The sequence below is a fragment of the Fundidesulfovibrio sp. YSD1 genome (genome assembly GCF_055397115.1).
Map to the genome: position 1 here is coordinate 34,449 of NZ_AP043666.1, position 17,341 is coordinate 51,789.

Here is a 17,341-nt window from a genome sequence, read left to right on the forward strand (position 1 = left end):
GGAGCGGATATAGCCCTCCGCTCCCCCGGTCCGTGGGGTTGGCCGTGGCCGCGGGCCGCCAAGGACGCGGCGAAGATCCAGGGCGCGGAGCGCAATGGACCGCAAAGCCCAAGAGCGGGGCTTTCTCGCCGCATCGCGGCCGCAACGTCAGTCCTGCTTGAGGAAATTTCTCATGATGAACTTCTGGGCGTATTCCGCGCGCCCCTCGCTGCCGAGCTGCGCCACGCGCAAGAGCCTGAGCGCCCCCTTGGGGCAGGTCTTCACGCACTCGGGCAGTTCGCCGCGCGCGGCGCGGCCGTCGCAGAGGTTGCATTTCACCGTGGGCGTGTCGCCAAGCACGCGCGGCACGTGCCACGGGCAGGCGTGCACGCATTCCGAGCAGCCGTGGCAGTTGTCTTCATTGACGCGCACCACGCCGGTCTCAGTGCGCTGCATGGCCCCGTGGGGGCAGGCCGCCACGCATTTGGGGTCCTCGCAGTGGTGGCAGGAGAGAAAGGCGAAGTGGTGCGTGCCGGGCTTCGTGGCGTGGGGCGCCACGATGTCCACCATGCGCACGCGCGCCGGGAAGTGGTTCATCTTCATGCATTTCGCCACGCACGCCTCGCAGTGGCCGCACTTGTCCGCATCCTGGATGATGACGTAGTTGCTCATGATGGTCCCCCTACTGTGTCACTATACGGCGCGTTGAGTTGGTGTCAATTTCAACTGAAAAAGGAGGGGATTTGTGCAATCGTGCGATGAATCAGAACTTAAATGGTTGCATTTTGACGTTCAGCAGCTGGGACAAGGCGTTCTGGTCTGGATAGGAACAATTCCCAAGGCGTCAAGCGTCGAAAACGGAAAATTTTTGCCGCTTTAAGCGGCGAGCACTGCACGAAACACCATTTGCTGAATTGGTTCGATATATCCGTATATTCAGAGATCAACATTTGCAATGCTTGTATATTGTATTCGTCGAATGTTCATTTGAAAAGATGCAGCGTGGCCGGGAGAACTTGGCCGGGCGCATCAGGACAGCAAAGCAGGTCTGGCGACCGGCAATCACGCTGGTCGAGTCATGGCTGTCGTGATGCGGGGCGTTGGTGTAATGATTACAAAACGGAAAGAAACGCTGCGGCCACGGATTCAAGAGCGAAAAAAGAGCCGGGAGTGATCCCGGCTCTTTTGCGTTGCTGTTGCCGCGCCTTTTCGCCTTGTCATGCCACGTTCTTCCGGGGAGGTCCCACGCGGCGCGCAGGAGGGCGGGCCGTGCGCACCAGTGGAAGGCGGCGCGCAAGGCGCGAAGCCGCGTGTCCTAGTGGCGCGTGTGGTTCTGGAATTCCTCTTTCAACAGGCTCGTGGCCAGGGGCTGCACCTGGGCGGCGCGGCCGCAGAAGAGCCTGTCCGGGTTGTCGCAGAGGATGGCCTGGGCCAGAACCTCGTCCATGTCCTTCACCTGGACGATCTCCAGGTCCTTTAGGATGGCCTCGGGCACTTCCTTGAGGTCCTTGGCGTTCTCCTCGGGGATGAGCACCTTCTTGATCTGCCCGCGGTGCGCGGCCAGGAGCTTCTCGCGCAGTCCGCCGATGGGCAGCACGCGCCCGCGCAGGGTGATCTCGCCGGTCATGGCCAGGTCGTTGCGCACGGGCAGGTTGAGGAGCGCCGAGACCACGGCCGTGCACAGGGTGATGCCAGCCGAGGGGCCGTCCTTGGGCGTTGCTCCTTCGGGCACGTGGATGTGGATGTCAATCTCCTTGTGGAAGTCGGGCTTCAGCCCGAACGTGGCCGAGCGCGAGCGGATGTAGGAGAGCGCGGCCCGGGCCGACTCCTGCATCACGTCGCCGAGTTTGCCGGTGATCTCCACCTTGCCCGCGCCGGGCATAAGCGCGGTCTCCACCATGAGCATCTCGCCGCCCATCTCCGTGTAGGCGAGCCCGGTGGAGACGCCCACCTGGGGGGCCTCCTCCATCTCGCCGTAGCGGAACTTGGGCACGCCCAGGAATTCCGCCACGCGGCCCTTGCCGATCTCGAAGGACGCGGCCGGGTCTCCGCCCTCGACGAGCTTGCGCGCGGTCTTGCGGCACAGCGAGGCCAGCTCGCGCTCCACGTTGCGCACGCCCGCCTCGCGGGTGTAGCGGCGGATGATCTCCAGGATGGCTTCGTCGTCCACGGTGATGTTCTCGGACTTCAGGCCGTTCTCCGTGATCTTCTTGGGCAGGAGGAAGCTGCGCGCGATGCTGGCCTTTTCCGTCTCCAGGTAGCCCGGGATGCGGATGATCTCCATGCGGTCCTGCAGGGGCAGGGGGATGGTGTGCAGCGCGTTGGCCGTGGTGATGAAGAAGATCTTGGAGAGGTCGTAGTCCAGGTCCAGGTAGTGGTCGCCGAAGGCGTAGTTCTGCTCGGGGTCGAGCACCTCGAGCAGGGCGGCCGAGGGGTCGCCCCTGAAGTCGGTGGACATCTTGTCCACTTCGTCCAGGCAGAACACGGGGTTGTTGTGCTTCACGCGCTTGAGCGACTGGATGATCTTGCCGGGCAGCGCGCCCACGTAGGTGCGGCGATGGCCCCTGATCTCGGCCTCGTCGCGCACGCCGCCGAGCGACAGGCGCACGAACTCGCGGCCCATGGCCCTGGCGATGGACTTGGCCAGCGAGGTCTTGCCCACGCCGGGGGGGCCCACCAGGCAGAGGATGGGGCCCTTGATCTTCTCCACCAGGCTCTGCACGGCCAGGTACTCCAGGATGCGCTCCTTGGGCTTGTCCAGCCCGTAGTGGTCGGCGTCCAGGATCTCCTTGGCCTTGTTCACGTCGATCTTCACGTCCTGCACCATGTTCCAGGGCAGGTCGAGGATCCATTCGACGTAGTTGCGCACCACGGTGTACTCCGCCGAGGAGGGCGGGGTGTGCTTCATCTTCTTGAGCTCGCGCATGGCCTTCTCGCGAGCTTCCTCGGGCATGTCCTTGTCCTTGAGGCGCTGCTCGAACTCGGCAACCTCGGCCAAGGGGTCCTCGTCGCGGCCCATTTCCTTGTGGATGGCCTTGAGCTGCTCGTTGAGGTAGTATTCGCGCTGGTTCTTCTCCATCTGCTGCTTGACGCGGCTCTTGATCTTCTTCTCGATGGAGGAGATTTCGATCTCGCCCTGGAGCAGGGCGAAGGATTCCGTCAGGCGCTTGTGCGGGTCCAGCTGCTCGAGGATTTCCTGCTTCTTGATGTAGTCCACCTTCAGGTGGGGCATGATGGCGTCGGCTAGGCGGCCCGGGGCGGTCTGGGCGTTGATGGCCAGGATGGTCTCTGGGGCGAGCTTCTTGTTGATGCGCCCGTAGTGCTCCATGGCCTCGTGCGCGGCGCGCACCATGGCCTCGGCCTCGGCGCCGTCGCCGTCCTCCTCGTGGAGGCGCTCCACGCGGGCCGTGGGGAATTCTTCGTCGAAGCCCTCGGTCTCGGTTTCGTCCCAGTTGGCGCGGTATAGGCCCTCGAAGAGCACCTTGATGGTTCCGTCGGGCAGGCGCAGCATCTGGAGGATCTTGCTCACGGTGCCGACCTGGAAGAGGTCCTCGGCCTGGGGTTTCTCGGTCTCGGGAGTGCGTTGCGCGACCAGGAAGATCTTCTTGTCGTAGGTGGAAACGGCGTTCTCTATGGCCTTGATGGAGGCCTCCCGGCCCACGAAAAGCGGGACGATGGACCGGGGGAACATGACCACCTCGCGCAGGCTCATCACGGGCAGGCGCACGGAGCCCGCCCGGCGAGGCTGGTCATCGGAGAAAAAGCTCGTCATTGAAGCCTCCTGGCTGTGGATGTCGGCGCATTGGGAGCTTGCGCCACAAGGCGGTACGTCATGAACACGGAGAGTAAGACAGAGGGCGGATTTGTCAAATGATGATAATGTGAAACTATTTTAATGTGTTGCCCCGCGCGGCAAGCGCCGTTTTCCCGCCGCGCCGGCGTCGGGGTTCCCCCGGCGCCGGGCACGGCGTATCCGTGTTGCGGCTGGCGCGTGACACGTTGCCGTCACGGAAACGGTGTTTGCATCGATACTCAAGAAACATTTGAATATTTCTTGCGGAAAACGTACCACGGAGCCGATCAGGACATTCCTGGGAAGGAGCCCTAATGATTCCTAGCGCCCGAACCGCGCTCGCCGCAGCGGCGGTCCTGGCGGCCGCCATCCTGGCGTTCGCCTGCACTCCGGACAAGCAGGCCATGGTCTGCGCGGACAAGCTGGGCTGCGTGGACATCCCGCCCGGCCAGCCCCTGCGCCTGGGCGTGATCCAGTCGCTTTCGGGCAAGGTGGCCCCCATCGGCCGCGACCAGGTCCGCGGGCTGGAGTTGGCCCTGGCCAGGCGCGGCGGGGCGCTCTTGGGCCGGGAGGTCCAGTTGATCGTGGAGGACACGGGCTGCCGCCCCGAGGGCGGGGCCAACGCCGCCCTCAAGATCGTCTCCGACCCCTCCGTGGCGGCCATCTTCGGCACCACCTGCTCGGCCGACGCGGCCACGGCGGCCCAGGTGATGACCGAGGCCGGGCTGTCCATGATCTCCGGCAACAACAGCGCCCCCTTCCTCACCGCCATGGGAGGCAAAAGGGCCCCCAAGTGGCAGCCGGGATTCTTCCGCACCGCGCCCAACGAGGAGCACGCCGGGCCCGCGGCCGCTCGCTTCGCCTTCGAGAAGCTCGGGCTGCGCCAGGCGGCCACCGTGAACGACGGCGACATCTACACCCGGGGCCTGACCGAGGGCTTCCGCGCCGAATTCGAGCGCCTGGGCGGAAAGGTGACGCTTTCGGCCACCGTGAACAAGGGCGACGAGAACATGGCCCCGGTGCTGGAGGCCGTGGCCGCGGCCAAGCCTCAGCTGGTCTTCTTCCCGCTCTTCCAGCCCGAGGGCAACCGCGTGCTGGAGGAGGCCCGCAAGACCCCCGGCCTCCAGGGCGCGGCGCTCATGAGCGACGGGGCGCTCATCGACCAGTCCTTCATCGACGCCGTGGGCGGCGCCGCGGTGGGCATGTACTTCGTCGGCCCCACGCCCCCGAAAGGGCCCGACGTGGACAGGCTCGTGGACGAGTACGTGGCCAAGTACGGCTCCACCCCGCCCACTGACTACTATTCGAGCGCCTTCGACGCGGCCTCGATCCTGTTCGAGGCCATCGGCAAGGCGGCCTCCGCGCAGAAGGACGGCTCCGTTCGCATTGGCCGCCAGGCCCTGCGCGACGCCCTGTACGCCACCAAGGACTTCAAGGGCGTGGCGGGCCGGCTCTCCTGCGACGAGTTCGGCGATTGCGGCCGGCCGGCGTTCAACGTCCTGCGCCTGGAGGACCCCGCCAAGGGTGTCCAAGGGCTGAAAGCCAACGCCGTGTACACCCATGCCCCGTGAGAACGCCTCCGCCGGGCGGCTTTCCGGGTACTGGCGCACGCTCAGTATCACCTACAAGGTCGGCCTGGCCTTTTCGCTCCTCCTGGCGCTGCTTCTCGTGGCCGCGTTCGTGAACCTGGCCGCGCAGGCCCTGGTGCGCGACACCGAGGCGGAGATACTGGTCAGCCTGGAGATCCGCCAGAAGGTCTTCGAGATGGACGGCGGACTCGAAAAGGCGCGACGCCTGTACCGCGACTTCCTGGTCAACTACCCCGAGGCCGGTTTCGCCAAGGCCAGGGAGCTCTACGGCCAGCCCGCCCTCGCCACCACCGCGCGCGTGGTGGCGGTCAGCGAGGAGCTCAGGAACCTCTTGGGCGCGTCCAACGTCAGCCAGGAGTTGCGCCAGCGCAACGTGGACGTGACGCTCTACCTCTCCCTGGCCCGGCGCTTCTCCAGCCTGCTCCTGGAGGAGATGTCCCTGCTCACGGCCTTGGCCGACCCCGAGGACGGCCTCGAGGCGCGGATGAACGCCCGCATGACCTCGCTCAAGGCCGCCCTGGCGCCCTCCAAGGCCCTCTCCACGCTTCTGGCCGAGGCGCAATTGCACCAGATGCAGTACCTGCTGCTCAGGCAGCGGCCCAACATGCAGTCGGCCTTCAACACCATCGCCCGGATCGCCGTTCTGCTGCCCGACGCCCCGGAGCTGGACGGCAAGGCCAAGCGTACCGTCACCAACCTTTTGGACGAATATGCATCCCTTGGCGACAAGATCCTGGCGATCGACGTGACCATGCGCGGCATATCCAACGACTTCGCCCTCCAGGCCCAAACCGTGGACCCCATCTCCCAGGAACTCAAGGCCCTCACCAGCGCCGAGGCGGCCCGCTTCAAGGCCCGGATCGAGTGGATCAGCCTTGTGGCCGGAGGGGTCGTGCTCGTGTCCACCGTGCTCGGCATGATCTGCACCTTCTGCGTTGCCTCGCTCGTCCACGCCAGCGTGACCCGCAAGATCGTGGACATGACCAAGGCCGCGGCCGAGTTGCGCTCCGGCAACCTGAACGTGGCCTTCACGGCCGGAAGCGGCGACGAGTTGGGCGTACTGGCCGACACCTTCAACGCCATGTCCCAGCGCGTGCGGGACCTGGTGGAGAACCTCGAGGACATGGTCCGCCTGCGCACCCAGGAACTGGGCGCCATCAACCGCGAGCTGGACCGCAAGAACCAGGAGCTCGAGGTCCTCTCGCTCACGGACAGGCTCACGGGCCTGCCCAACCGCCGCAAGCTCGACGAGACCCTGCGCACCGAGATGCGGCGCTTCAAGCGCTACCACAAGCCTTTCTCCGTGATCATGGCCGACGTGGACCGCTTCAAGGACGTCAACGACTCCCACGGCCACCAGGCCGGAGACGAAGTGCTCGCGCGGCTCGCTGGGACGCTCATGGCGCATTCGCGCGACACGGACGTGGTGGGCCGCTGGGGCGGAGAGGAGTTCCTGATCGTCTGCCCGGAAACGGGGCTGGACGTGGCCGTGCGCGTGGCCGAACGGCTGCGCCGGGAGATCGCGAAGACGGAGTTTCTCGCGGGCGGGATGATGGTCACGGCCAGCTTCGGCGTGGCCGTGTGCGGCGGCGAGGACGGCGTGCACTCGCTCTTGCACCGCGCGGACGAGGCCCTGTACCGGGCCAAGCAGGCCGGGCGCAACCGCGTGGAGGCGGGCTGAGGCTCCCGCTCCCCGAAGGCCCCGCGCTTCGCCCATGAAAAAAGCCCCCATCCGTTTCCGGAAGGGGGCTTCGTCATTTCATGGCCGTCGCGGCGCGATCAGGCGCTTTTGACTTCCTGCTGGTAGAAGAGCAGGGGGTCCTGGCCCTTCTCCACCACGGCCTTGTTGATCACGCACTCGGTGACGCCGGTGAGCGAAGGCAGCTGGTACATGATGTCCAGCATGATGCTCTCCATCACGTTGCGCAGGCCGCGCGCGCCGGTCTTGCGCTCGATGGACTTGCGCGCGATGGCCGCCAGGGCGTTGGAGGTGAAGCGCAGGCGCACCTTGTCCAGCTCGAAGAGCTTCATGTACTGCTTCACCAGCGCGTTCTTGGGCTCGGTGAGGATGCGGATCAGGTCCTCCTCGGAGAGCTCGCAGAGCGAGGTGATGATGGGGATGCGGCCCACGAACTCCGGGATGAGCCCGAACTTGACCAGGTCCGACGGGTGGGCCTGGGTCAGGAGCTTGGAGACGTCCTCCTCGCGCGAGCCTTCCATCTTGGCCCCGAAGCCCAGGGCGGAGCCCCGGTTGCGCTGCTGCACGATCTTCTCCAGGCCGATGAACGCGCCGCCCACGATGAACAGGATGTTGGCGGTGTTCAGCCTGATGAATTCCTGCTGGGGGTGCTTGCGCCCGCCCTTGGGGGGGATGTTGGCCTCGGTGCCCTCGATGATCTTGAGCAGCGCCTGCTGCACGCCCTCGCCGGAAACGTCGCGGGTGATGCTCGGGCTATCCGACTTGCGGGCGATCTTGTCGATCTCGTCGATGTAGATGATGCCCTTGGACGCGGCCTCGATGTCGTAGTCCGCGTTCTGGAGGAGCTGGACGAGGATGTTCTCCACGTCCTCGCCCACGTAGCCCGCCTCGGTGAGGGTGGTGGCGTCCGCGATGGCGAAGGGCACCTTGAGGATGCGCGCAAGCGTCTGGGCCAAAAGCGTCTTGCCCGAGCCCGTGGGGCCGATGAGCAGGATGTTGGACTTGTCCAGCTCCACGTCGTCGCCCTTGGCTCCGCCGGAGTAGAACACGCGCTTGTAGTGGTTGTGCACGGCCACGGCCAGGATCTTCTTGGCCTGGTCCTGGCCGATGACGTATTCGTCCAGCAGGCGCTTGATCTCGGCCGGGGGCAAAAGCTTGCCATCCTCGACTTCCTCGTTCAGGCTTTCCTGGGCGATGATCTCGTTGCACAGGGAGACGCACTCGTCGCAGATGTAGACGTCTGGGCCTGCGATGAGGCGCTGCACCTCTTCCTGCGTCTTGCCGCAGAAGGAGCAGCAGAGATCGGATGAGACGGGGGTCTTCTTTTTGGTCATGGCATCTTCCCTGATGTCGCGCGGGTGGCGGGCCTTGCCGCCTTCGCGGGTCAGGCTCGCTTATTTGTTTTCCTGGTCCTGGGCGTCGCGCGAGGTGATCACCTTGTCGATGAGCCCGTACTTCACGGCCTCGCCCGGCGTCATGAAGTAGTCGCGCTCGGTGTCCTCGCGGATTTTTTCAATATCCGTGCCAGTATGCTTGGCCAGGATTTCGTTGAGCCTCTCCCTCATGCGGATAATCTCGCGGGCGTGGATGTCAATGTCCGTGGCCTGGCCCTGGAAGCCGCCCATGGGCTGGTGGATCATGATCCTGGCGTTGGGCAGGGCCTGGCGCATGCCCTTGGCCCCGGCGGCGAGCAGCAGAGCGCCCATGCTGGCGGCCTGGCCCATGCAGAGCGTGGCCACCGGGCAGGAGATGAACTGGATGGTGTCGTAGATGGCCATCCCCGCCGTGACCGAGCCGCCCGGAGAGTTTATGTAGATGGAAATCTCCTTCTTGGGGTCCTCGGACTCCAGGAAGAGCAGCTGGGCGCAGATCACGTTGGCCACGTGGTCGTCCACCGGCGTGCCGAGAAGGATGATGCGGTCCTTGAGCAGTCGGGAATAGATGTCGTAGGCGCGCTCGGTGCGCCCCGTGGTCTCGATGACTATGGGTATCTGGGCGTGCACCCCTTACTCCTTGGCTGGAATGTGACCTTTCGGCGGGCATCGGCCCCGCCCCACGCATGACGACTTTGAACCAACGCGCGCCGAAAGACAAGACCTCAAAACGGGACCGTCACAAGTCAGACGCCGGGATGGACCACGTCCACCCCGGCGCGAAGACGTCGGCAACGGCGGCGGCGCGCCCGAACTAGGCGTCCGCCGGGGCCTCCTTGGCCGGGACCTTGGTCACCTTGGCCTGGGAGTAGAGGAACTCCATGGCCTTGTCGGCCAGGATCTTGTCGCGCACGGGGATGACCAGCCCCTTCTGCTCGTAATGCTGCTTCACGGCCAGCACGTCCTGCCCGGTGCGGGAGGCCACCTGCATGAAGTAGGCGTCCATCTCCTGCGGGGTGGTCTCGATGCCTTCCTTGTCGGAGAGCTTGATCAGGAAGAGCTGGGCCTTGACGATCTCCAGGGCCTTGGGCTCGAATTCCTTGCGCAGTTCCTCGTCGGACTTGCCCAGGGCGTCCGGGGCCTTGCCCTGGCGCTCGATCTTGTCCTTGGCGTCGGCCACGAGCAGGCCCACCTGCTCCTCCACCAGGGCGGGCGGCAGCTGGAAGTCGACCTTCTCGAGCAGCCCGTCCAGGAGCTTCTTCTGGGCGGCGGCCTTGTAGAGCTGCTGGCGGCTCTGCACGTAGGACTTGGAGATGGCTTCCTTGAGCTTCTCAAGGTTCTCGAAGCTGCCGGCCTTGCGGGCCAGCTCGTCGTCCACGGGCGGGAGGAGCTTCTCCTTGATGATGTGGACGGTGATGTTCATGTCCACGGTCTTCCCGGCCAGCTCCTGGTTGATGAAGTCGGCGGGGAAGGACATGGGGCCGGAGTTGTCCGCCCCGGGCATGGTGGCCTTCACCAGGGCCTCGAAGTCGGGCAGGGCCTGGTTCTCGCCAAGGGAGAGCTGGAAATTCTCGGCGCGCACGCCGGGCACGGGTTCGCCGTTCTCGGTGGCGTTGAAGCTGACCACGGCCACGTCGCCGTCCTTGGGCAGGCGGGCTTCCTTCACCACGTTGAGCTCGGCCAGGTTGCCGCGGATGCGCTCGATGACCTGGGCCACCTCGTCTTCCTTGGCCAGGGCCTCCTCCTCCTCGACGTCCAGGCCCTTGTACTCGGGCAGCTCGAAGTCGGGGCAGTGCTCGAAGGTGATGACGTATTCGATCTCCTTGTCCTTCTCCAGCTCGACGGGGCTCACGTCCAGCTTGGCGATGGCCAGGTATTTGACCGTGGACATGATCTCGTTGATGTGCACGTTCATGAGGTCGTTGGCGGCCTCGCGCAGGATCTGGGTGCGGAACTTGGATTCGACGATGCTGGAGGGGACCTTGCCCTTACGGAAGCCGCGCAGGTCGAGGCTCTGGCGGTAGATCGCCGTGGTCGCCATCAGGGCGGCGTTGATTTCCTCGGCGGGAACCTTGACCTCGATCCTGGTCTCGACCGGTGACACTTCGGTGACTTTATAATCCATGGGACATGGCTCCTCAGTGGTATTTGGATGCGGACAAAGGGGTTTTCTCTAGAATAAAAACGCACAAAAGGAAAGCCCCTGGGGCGGATAGCCCCGGAAGGGCCGCTCAGGCCGTGGGAAGGGGCAGCTTGATGGTCACGCTCGAGCCTTTTCCCGGCGTGGAATGCACCGACACGCGCCCCCCGTGCTGCTCGACCACGATGAAGTAGACCACGGAGAGCCCGAGCCCCGTGCCCTCGCCCGGGGGCTTGGTGGTGAAGAAGGGCTCGAGCACGCGTTCGCGGGTGGCCTCGTCCATGCCCGGGCCGTTGTCCTCCACCTCCAAGAAGGCCATGCCCTCGCTCAGCCCCGTGCGCACGGTGATGGCGGGCTCCCTGGCCCCGGCCTGGGCCAGGGCCTGGGCCGCGTTCTTGACCAGGTTCAGGATGACCTGCTCGATCTGCGTGGGCACGCACCAGACCGCGGGAAGCGCCGGGTCGTCCTCGCGCACGACGCGGATATGCCTGAAGTCGTATTTCTTCTTCAGGTCGAACTCGCTCACCGCCAGCTCCAGGGCCTTGTCCGCCAGCACGGGCAGCTGGACCAGGGCCTTGCTCATGTCCGAGCGGCGGCTGAACTCGAGGATGTTGCTCACGATGCGCGAGGCCCTGATCCCGGACTCCTTCACGGCTTCGAGCATTTGCAGGATGTCGCGGTCCTCGAGGTAGGTCTGGAGGGCCTCCAGGCCGATCCCGGCGCGCCCGGCGGCCTCGCGGTTGGCCGCCAGGTCCGGCCCCAGGCGGCGCAGCACGGACTGCACGCCCTGGAGGATGCCGGCCAGGGGGTTGTTTATCTCGTGGGCCATGCCGGCGGCCAGGGCCCCCATGGAGATCATCTTCTCCGTCTGCACGAGGGCCTCCTCCATGCGCACGCGGGAGGTGACCTCGTCGATGCGGGCCACGGCCTCGGGCGGGTGCTGGCCCAGGGGGAAGACGGTCACGTCGACCCAGGACTGTCCCGGCGGCCCCTGGCCCGGGAGCTTGCGCAGAATCCGGCCCTTGCCCCCGGCCAGCGAGGCCTTCAGGGCGCCTGGCAGCGCGGGCAGCCAGGGCAGCACCTCGGCCACGGGCTTGCCCCGGGCGTCCTCGGGGGCCATGCCCGTGACCCGGGAGAAGTGGGCGTTGACGAGGGTGATGTCGAGCGCGGCGTCCACGCCCACGAGCATGGAGGGCATGGAGTCCACGATGGAGTTCAGATACCCCCAGGCCCGCTCCAGTTCCTCCATGCGCCTGCGCAGTTCGGGGTAGTAGGTCTTGCGCACGGAGCGCTTGCCCAGTCCCATGAGCCTGCCGCGCAGGTCCTCCTGGTCCTGCCCCTGGCCGGGTTCCTCCCCGGGCTCAGAGGGCCGCTTCATAGATGGCCTCGATGTCCGCCTGGGCAGGTTTGCGGGGGTTGGTGAGCAGGCAGGGGTCCTGCATGGCCAGGGAAGCCAGGCGGGGGATGTCCCGGCGGGTCACGCCCAGGTCGGCCAAGTTGCGCGTCAGCCCCACGTCGGCGCGCAGCCGGGCGATGGCCCCGGTCAGCGCCTGGAGGGTCTGCTCGTCGCCCAGGCCTTCCACGGCGCAGCCCAGCGCCCGGGCCACCTCGCGGTAGCGCGCCGGGGCGGAGGGGAAATTGTAGGCCACCACGGGCCCGAGCAGGATGGCGTTGCATTCGCCGTGGGGCAGGTCGAGGGTTCCGCCCAGGCTGTGGGCCATGCCGTGCACCGCGCCAAGGATGGCGTTGGAGAAGGCCAGGCCCGCGTCCAGGCTGGCCAGGCACATCTTGCCGCGCGCCTCGATGTCGCCGGGGGAGCGCACCGCGCGCACCAGGTTGGCCTGCACCAGGCGCATGGCCTCCAGGGCGAAGAGGTCGGTCACGGGGGAACTGGCGTTGGAGACGTAGGCCTCCACCGCGTGGGTCAGGGCGTCCACGCCCGTCTCGGCGGTGAGGGCCGGGTCCATGGTGCTGGCGGGCAGGGGGTCGATGAGCGCAGCGTCCGGCACGAGCATCTTGCTGACCAGGGCGATCTTCACCTTGCGCGCGGTGTCGGTGATGATGGCGAACTGGGAGACGTCGGCGGAACTGCCCGAGGTGGTGGGCACGCACACCAGCGGCGGCAGGGCGCAGTCCACGGTGTCCACGCCCTCGTAGTCGAGGATGTGCCCGCCGCAGGCCATGACCACGCCGATGCCCTTGGCGCAGTCCAGCACGCTTCCGCCGCCCACGGCCACCAGGGCGTCGCAGCCTTTCTCGGCGTAGACGCCGGCCCCGGCCATGACCTCGTGGTCCTTGGGGTTGGGCGTGACGCCGCTGAAGGGCACGCATTCGAGCCCCGCGGCCGCAAGCTCGGCCCGGACGGCCTCGGCCCATCCGGCCTTGTCCACGCCGGGGTCGCTCACCAGCATGGGGCGGCGCGCGCCCAGGTTGGCCGCGTAGCGCCCGGCGAGCCTGAAGGAGCCCTCTCCGAAAACGAACTCGGGGGCGACGAATTTCCTCAGGGCGTTATCCTGCGTGTCGGCCATCGCGAACCTCGACATGGAAGGCGGTTACACAGGGTAGTATAGCTACCTAACAGAAGAAAGGCACCCCGTCAAAAAAAGCGGGCAGCCCCCCTCCGGACGTCCGGAGGGGGGCCGCTCGAAGAGTTCCGGGACCGCCGGATGATCAGCCGGCCTTGTCCACGAACCTGCCGCCGACAGGAGAGACGCGGAGCGACGAGCGATACCCGGTCAGGCGCTGGTTCTCCTGCCTGGCGCGCAGGAGGTCGCGCTTGATGGCCTCGTGCAGCTTGCGGGCCTCGGCGGTGATCTGCCCCTGGAGGCCCTGGAGCTGCAGGAGCTTCTCCTTGAGCACCCCGATCTTCTGGGGGTCCTTCATGCGCCAGGCCTCTTCCATGAGGGCCATGCGCTCCCTGGCCAGGCCTTCGGCTTCGTCCACCTCGCCCGCGGCGAGGTGGCCGAGTTCCCTGCGTCCGGCGTCCAGGGCCCGTTCGAGGATCTCGTGTTCGTCGCTCATGGCTTTGCCGCCTTAAGTCTTTACGCCGCGCGGGCGATTTCCTTGATGTCCTCGCGCAACTGGGCCACGATCTTCTTCCAGCGCTCCACGGCGGGGATGAACTCGTACTCCAGCAGGTCGGCGAGCAGGATCCAGTCTTCGTTCTCGATGACCTCGAGCATCTCGGAGAACAGGGAGGAGAGCTCCTCGGCAGCCTCGTTGAAGGACGGGCTGTGCTTCAGGCTGAACTCGCCGCGCAGCACGCCGATGGTGCCCAGAAAGTCGCGGGTGACGTCCATGAGGTCCTGGTAGACCTCCAGGGCCTCGTTGTCCTCGGCCTTGCGGAACAGCTCGGCCACGCGGCGTGCGCCGTGGTCCATGAGCGTGACCACCTTGTAGAGTTCGCGCGTGACGTTCACGGCCATCTCGCTGGTGGGCACGGTGACGATCTCCACGGATTCGATGTCGCGGGCTTCGACGTCCTCGGCCTGGTGGGGGTAAATCTCGGAAAAGGCCTCCTTGTTGACGAACACGTCCGTCACGATGCGGCCTTCGAGATGTTTGTCTTCCATCACCTTGATGAGAAGCTGCTCCAGGTTGTCGAAACTCTGGATAGCCAGTCCGGTTTCCCGGCCGTCCACAACGATCATGTCTCTCCCTCCTCTTGCCGTCAGCGGCGGTGTCGGAAATAAATTCCTGCACGGCCGTCAATGCCAGAAGCATGCCAATCGTTGTTCAGCGGGAGGGGGCGAGCAGGGAGGCCAGGGAGGCGAGCAGGGAGCCCATGCTCGCGGCGAAGGAGGAGAAGCTGGCCATGTCCTGCCCCTGGGCCTGGGAGAGGTGCAGCCAGAGGTGCGCCAGGGCGGCCAGGCGCTTGTCGGATTCCAGGAGCGTGAGCACGCGCTGCCACGCGGCCATGAACTTCTCGCGCATGGCCGGGCGAGGGGAAACCTGCAAGGCCCGGGCCTGGGTCTCGAGCATGCCGATGAGCGCGGCCGCCTGGGAGAAGGCCTCCCGGAGCGGGGCGCGGAAGGCCTCGGGCAGGGCGTCCGCCACGCCCGGGGGGAAGGAGGGCTCCAAGCCGTCAAGAAACCGGCGCAGGGCCGCGCGCTGGACCATGTTCCAGGCCGTGCGCGCCTCGTTCTCGTGCCCGGAGAGCGAGCGCAGGCACATGAAGCCGTCCGCGTCGGCGTAGCTCTCCCAGGCGCGCGCGCCCGAGAGCGGGACGCCGGGCCAGCGGCCCTTTTCGAGCCAGCCGTCCAGGCAGGCCATGGCCGCCCGGGGCGGCAGCTTCTCGCGGCAGGCCCAGCCCTGCGTGCATTCGTGGTCGAAGGCGCAGGGGTGGCAGGGCAGGTCCGGCTCCAGGCTGCAGCAACCGGCCAGGTAGGGGCCGGTGTCCCAGGGCTGGGCCGTGGCCAAAAAGAGCGCCAGCACGGGCACGCCGAGCCCGGCGGCCAGGTGCATGGTGCCGGTGTCGTTGGTGACGAGCACCTTGAGCCCGCTCACGGCCCCGGCCAGGAGCGGCAGGGAGGTTTTTCCGGTCAGGTCGGCATGGGGCGAGCGCGAGGCCTCGGCGAAGCGAGCGGCCAGGGCGGATTCGTCCCCCGAGCCCAGGATCACCGGCAGGAGATTGTGCTTCTCCCAGAGGAAATCCGCCACGGCCGCGAAGTGCTCCACGGGCCAGCGGCGCTTCTCCGCGCTGGCCCCCAACTGGATGCCCGCGAGCCCGGAGTGGCCCGCCGGGGCCTGGGCCGAGACGAGCTCCCGGGCCGCCCGGACGACCGCCTCGCCTGGTTCGGCCAGCCGGAACAGGCGCGGGGCGTCGCCCAGGTGCGCGGACTTGAAGAAGATGTCCGCCAGGTTGAAGGGGCTGGCCCCCCTGTGGAGGGAGGTGGCCTCCAGGAACGCGGCCCAGGGCGTGGAGTAGGTCCCGAAGCCGTATTCGTCGATCCCGAAGCCCAGGACCTCGGCGTCTTGGGCCAGGGAGCGGGCCATGAGGCGCGCGGCCAGGGAGGGCGTCAGGTTGATGACGCGCTCCGGCGCGAATTCGCGGCGCACGGAGCCGGCCCAGGCCAGGCAGTCGCCCAGCGCGCCGGGCCAGGAGCCGTCCAGCCCGGCCAGCAGGCGCGCCCCGGGCACGGGGTGGGCGCTTTCGAGGTCGCGCAGGAGGTGCGCCGCCGGGGCGAAGTTCTGCAGGCAGACGAGCCCGGCCTCGTGGCCTTCGGCGGCGAGCCCGGTGAGCACGGGTTGGGTCTGGAGGAGGTCGCCGAAGCGGGTCAGGTTGATGACGAGTGAACGCATTCCGTACCTTTCAACTCTGGTTTGGCGCGCCCCGAAAGATGTTGCTTTCCCGTCCGGACTGCACTACCAATCGAATCGCTCGCACTCGCCCGCTTCAACGCTTGACCGCATTTGGAGGACTTCATGGCATTGTTCACCAAAGAAGAAGCTCTTCGCTACCACTCCGCCGCGCGCAAGGGCAAGCTTGAAGTGGTGCCCATCAAACCCTTCCGCAACCAGAAAGACCTGTCCATGGCCTATTCTCCCGGCGTTGCCGAAGCCTGCCGTGAGATCCATGCGGACCCGGACAAGATCTGGGAATACACCAACCGCGGCAACCTTGTGGCCGTCGTGTCCAACGGCACCGCCGTCCTGGGCCTGGGCAACATCGGCGCCAAGGCCGGCAAGCCGGTCATGGAAGGCAAGGGCCTTCTGTTCAAGATCTTCTCCGACATCGACGTCTACGACCTGAACATCAATGCCGACACCCCCGAGAAGGTCATCGAGTTCTGCAAGATGCTCGAACCCACCGTGGGCGGCATCAACCTCGAGGACATCAAGGCCCCCGAGTGCTTCGAGATCGAGCAGACCCTGATCGAGGCCCTCGAGATCCCGGTCTTCCACGACGACCAGCACGGCACGGCCATCGTGTCCGGCGCGGGCCTGCTGAACGCCTGCGAGATCGCCGGCAAGAAGATCGAGGACCTGCGCGTGGTCGTGTCCGGCGCGGGCGCCTCGGCCATCTCCTGCTCCAAGTTCTACGTGGCGCTCGGCGTGAACCCCGAGAACATCGCCATGTTCGACTCCAAGGGGCACCTGAACAAGAGCCGCTCCGGCCTGCACTCCACCAAGGCCTACTTCGCCAACGCGCAGAAGAAGGAATACGCCAGCCTGGCCGACGCCATGAAGGGCGCCGACGCCTTCCTGGGCCTCTCCGTGAAGGGCATGGTCAGCCAGGACATGGTCAAGAGCATGGGCAAGACCCCCATCATCTTCGCCATGGCCAACCCCGACCCGGAGATCACCTACACCGACGCCAAGGCCGCCCGCCCCGACGCCATCATGGGCACCGGCCGTTCGGACTTCCCCAACCAGGTCAACAACGTCTCCGGCTTCCCCTTCATCTTCCGCGGAGCCCTGGACGCCGGCTCGCGCCGCATCAACGAGGAAATGAAGATGGCCGCCGCCAAGGCCATCGCCAACCTGGCCAAGGAGCCGGTGCCCTCCGAGATCTGCGAAATGTACGGCGTGAAGGACCTGAAGCTGGGCCTGGACTACATCATCCCCAAGGCCCTGGACTTCCGCATGCTCGAGTGGGAAGCCCCCGCCGTGGCCAAGGCCGCCATGGACAGCGGCGTGGCCACCAAGAAGCTGGACCTGGAGCAGTACAAGAAGGACCTGCGCGTGCGCATGGACGACGCCCACAAGCGCATGAAGATGTTCCTGGAAACCTACGACCTGAGCATGATCTAGGCTCGGGCCTCGAAT

13 protein-coding genes are annotated in these 17,341 nt (G+C 66.3%); 3 read left to right on the forward strand and 10 right to left on the reverse strand.

What is annotated here, in order from left to right:
- Nucleotides 1-147: 147 nt before the first annotated feature.
- Complete coding sequence (locus ACZ5V4_RS00160; protein WP_464316155.1) at nt 148-651, reverse strand: 4Fe-4S dicluster domain-containing protein; 504 nt, start codon at nt 649-651, stop codon at nt 148-150.
- 643 nt (nt 652-1,294) lie between these two features.
- On the reverse strand, nt 1,295-3,751 hold the full coding sequence (gene lon, locus ACZ5V4_RS00165; RefSeq protein ID WP_464316156.1) for an endopeptidase La: 2,457 nt from the start codon (nt 3,749-3,751) through the stop codon (nt 1,295-1,297).
- Nucleotides 3,752-4,086: 335 nt separating this feature from the next.
- On the opposite strand from lon, the gene ACZ5V4_RS00170 reads away from it, so the two are divergent.
- Together ACZ5V4_RS00170 and ACZ5V4_RS00175 are read left to right on the forward strand one after the other, a co-directional pair.
- The gene (locus tag ACZ5V4_RS00170) at nt 4,087-5,343 is read left to right on the forward strand and encodes a branched-chain amino acid ABC transporter substrate-binding protein (RefSeq protein ID WP_464316157.1); all 1,257 of its coding nucleotides are present in this window, start codon (nt 4,087-4,089) and stop codon (nt 5,341-5,343) included.
- Nucleotides 5,333-7,042 carry a GGDEF domain-containing protein gene (locus tag ACZ5V4_RS00175; RefSeq protein ID WP_464316158.1) on the forward strand — a complete coding sequence of 570 codons (1,710 nt, stop codon included), beginning with the start codon at nt 5,333-5,335 and terminating at the stop codon, nt 7,040-7,042. The genes ACZ5V4_RS00170 and ACZ5V4_RS00175 overlap by 11 nt, the downstream gene beginning before the upstream one ends.
- 98 nt (nt 7,043-7,140) lie before the next feature.
- On the opposite strand, the gene clpX is transcribed toward ACZ5V4_RS00175, so the two are convergent.
- From clpX to ACZ5V4_RS00215, 8 genes are all read right to left on the reverse strand, one after another.
- Nucleotides 7,141-8,394: an ATP-dependent Clp protease ATP-binding subunit ClpX gene (gene clpX, locus ACZ5V4_RS00180; RefSeq protein ID WP_464316159.1), complete on the reverse strand. Its 1,254-nt coding sequence runs from the start codon at nt 8,392-8,394 to the stop codon at nt 7,141-7,143.
- 60 nt (nt 8,395-8,454) lie between these two features.
- Complete coding sequence (clpP, locus tag ACZ5V4_RS00185; protein ID WP_464316160.1) at nt 8,455-9,063, reverse strand: ATP-dependent Clp endopeptidase proteolytic subunit ClpP; 609 nt, start codon at nt 9,061-9,063, stop codon at nt 8,455-8,457.
- Nucleotides 9,064-9,247: 184 nt separating this feature from the next.
- Nucleotides 9,248-10,558 (reverse strand): trigger factor, encoded by a 1,311-nt coding sequence (tig, locus tag ACZ5V4_RS00190; protein WP_464316161.1) that lies wholly within the window; start codon nt 10,556-10,558, stop codon nt 9,248-9,250.
- A 106-nt stretch (nt 10,559-10,664) separates the two neighbouring features.
- A complete protein-coding gene (locus ACZ5V4_RS00195; protein ID WP_464316162.1) occupies nt 10,665-11,951 on the reverse strand; it encodes a two-component system sensor histidine kinase NtrB in 1,287 nt (428 codons plus the stop codon).
- On the reverse strand, nt 11,935-13,101 hold the full coding sequence (ercA, locus tag ACZ5V4_RS00200; RefSeq protein WP_464316163.1) for an alcohol dehydrogenase-like regulatory protein ErcA: 1,167 nt from the start codon (nt 13,099-13,101) through the stop codon (nt 11,935-11,937). The genes ACZ5V4_RS00195 and ercA overlap by 17 nt, the downstream gene beginning before the upstream one ends.
- Before the next feature lie 142 nt (nt 13,102-13,243).
- A complete protein-coding gene (locus ACZ5V4_RS00205; RefSeq protein WP_464316164.1) occupies nt 13,244-13,594 on the reverse strand; it encodes a hypothetical protein in 351 nt (116 codons plus the stop codon).
- 20 nt (nt 13,595-13,614) lie between these two features.
- On the reverse strand, nt 13,615-14,223 hold the full coding sequence (locus tag ACZ5V4_RS00210) for a DUF8043 domain-containing protein (protein WP_464316165.1): 609 nt from the start codon (nt 14,221-14,223) through the stop codon (nt 13,615-13,617).
- 85 nt (nt 14,224-14,308) lie between these two features.
- Nucleotides 14,309-15,874, reverse strand: a complete 1,566-nt coding sequence (locus ACZ5V4_RS00215) for a glycosyltransferase family 9 protein (RefSeq protein WP_464316166.1) — start codon at nt 15,872-15,874, stop codon at nt 14,309-14,311.
- A gap of 123 nt (nt 15,875-15,997) precedes the next feature.
- On the opposite strand from ACZ5V4_RS00215, the gene ACZ5V4_RS00220 reads away from it, so the two are divergent.
- On the forward strand, nt 15,998-17,326 hold the full coding sequence (locus tag ACZ5V4_RS00220) for a malic enzyme-like NAD(P)-binding protein (RefSeq protein WP_464316167.1): 1,329 nt from the start codon (nt 15,998-16,000) through the stop codon (nt 17,324-17,326).
- Nucleotides 17,327-17,341: the final 15 nt, after the last annotated feature.

Excerpts from the sequence above, each read along its gene's own strand:
- ACZ5V4_RS00175 (WP_464316158.1), top strand. The coding sequence starts at position 5,333 with ATGCCCCGTGAGAACGCCTCCGCCGGGCGGCTTTCCGGGTACTGGCGC.
- ACZ5V4_RS00195 (WP_464316162.1), bottom strand. The coding sequence starts at position 11,951 with ATGAAGCGGCCCTCTGAGCCCGGGGAGGAACCCGGCCAGGGGCAGGAC.
- ACZ5V4_RS00220 (WP_464316167.1), top strand. The coding sequence starts at position 15,998 with ATGGCATTGTTCACCAAAGAAGAAGCTCTTCGCTACCACTCCGCCGCG.
- ercA (WP_464316163.1), bottom strand. The coding sequence starts at position 13,101 with ATGGCCGACACGCAGGATAACGCCCTGAGGAAATTCGTCGCCCCCGAG.
- lon (WP_464316156.1), bottom strand. The coding sequence starts at position 3,751 with ATGACGAGCTTTTTCTCCGATGACCAGCCTCGCCGGGCGGGCTCCGTG.
- clpX (WP_464316159.1), bottom strand. The coding sequence starts at position 8,394 with ATGACCAAAAAGAAGACCCCCGTCTCATCCGATCTCTGCTGCTCCTTC.
- ACZ5V4_RS00215 (WP_464316166.1), bottom strand. The coding sequence starts at position 15,874 with ATGCGTTCACTCGTCATCAACCTGACCCGCTTCGGCGACCTCCTCCAG.
- ACZ5V4_RS00210 (WP_464316165.1), bottom strand. The coding sequence starts at position 14,223 with ATGATCGTTGTGGACGGCCGGGAAACCGGACTGGCTATCCAGAGTTTC.
- ACZ5V4_RS00205 (WP_464316164.1), bottom strand. The coding sequence starts at position 13,594 with ATGAGCGACGAACACGAGATCCTCGAACGGGCCCTGGACGCCGGACGC.
- ACZ5V4_RS00160 (WP_464316155.1), bottom strand. The coding sequence starts at position 651 with ATGAGCAACTACGTCATCATCCAGGATGCGGACAAGTGCGGCCACTGC.
- ACZ5V4_RS00170 (WP_464316157.1), top strand. The coding sequence starts at position 4,087 with ATGATTCCTAGCGCCCGAACCGCGCTCGCCGCAGCGGCGGTCCTGGCG.
- tig (WP_464316161.1), bottom strand. The coding sequence starts at position 10,558 with ATGGATTATAAAGTCACCGAAGTGTCACCGGTCGAGACCAGGATCGAG.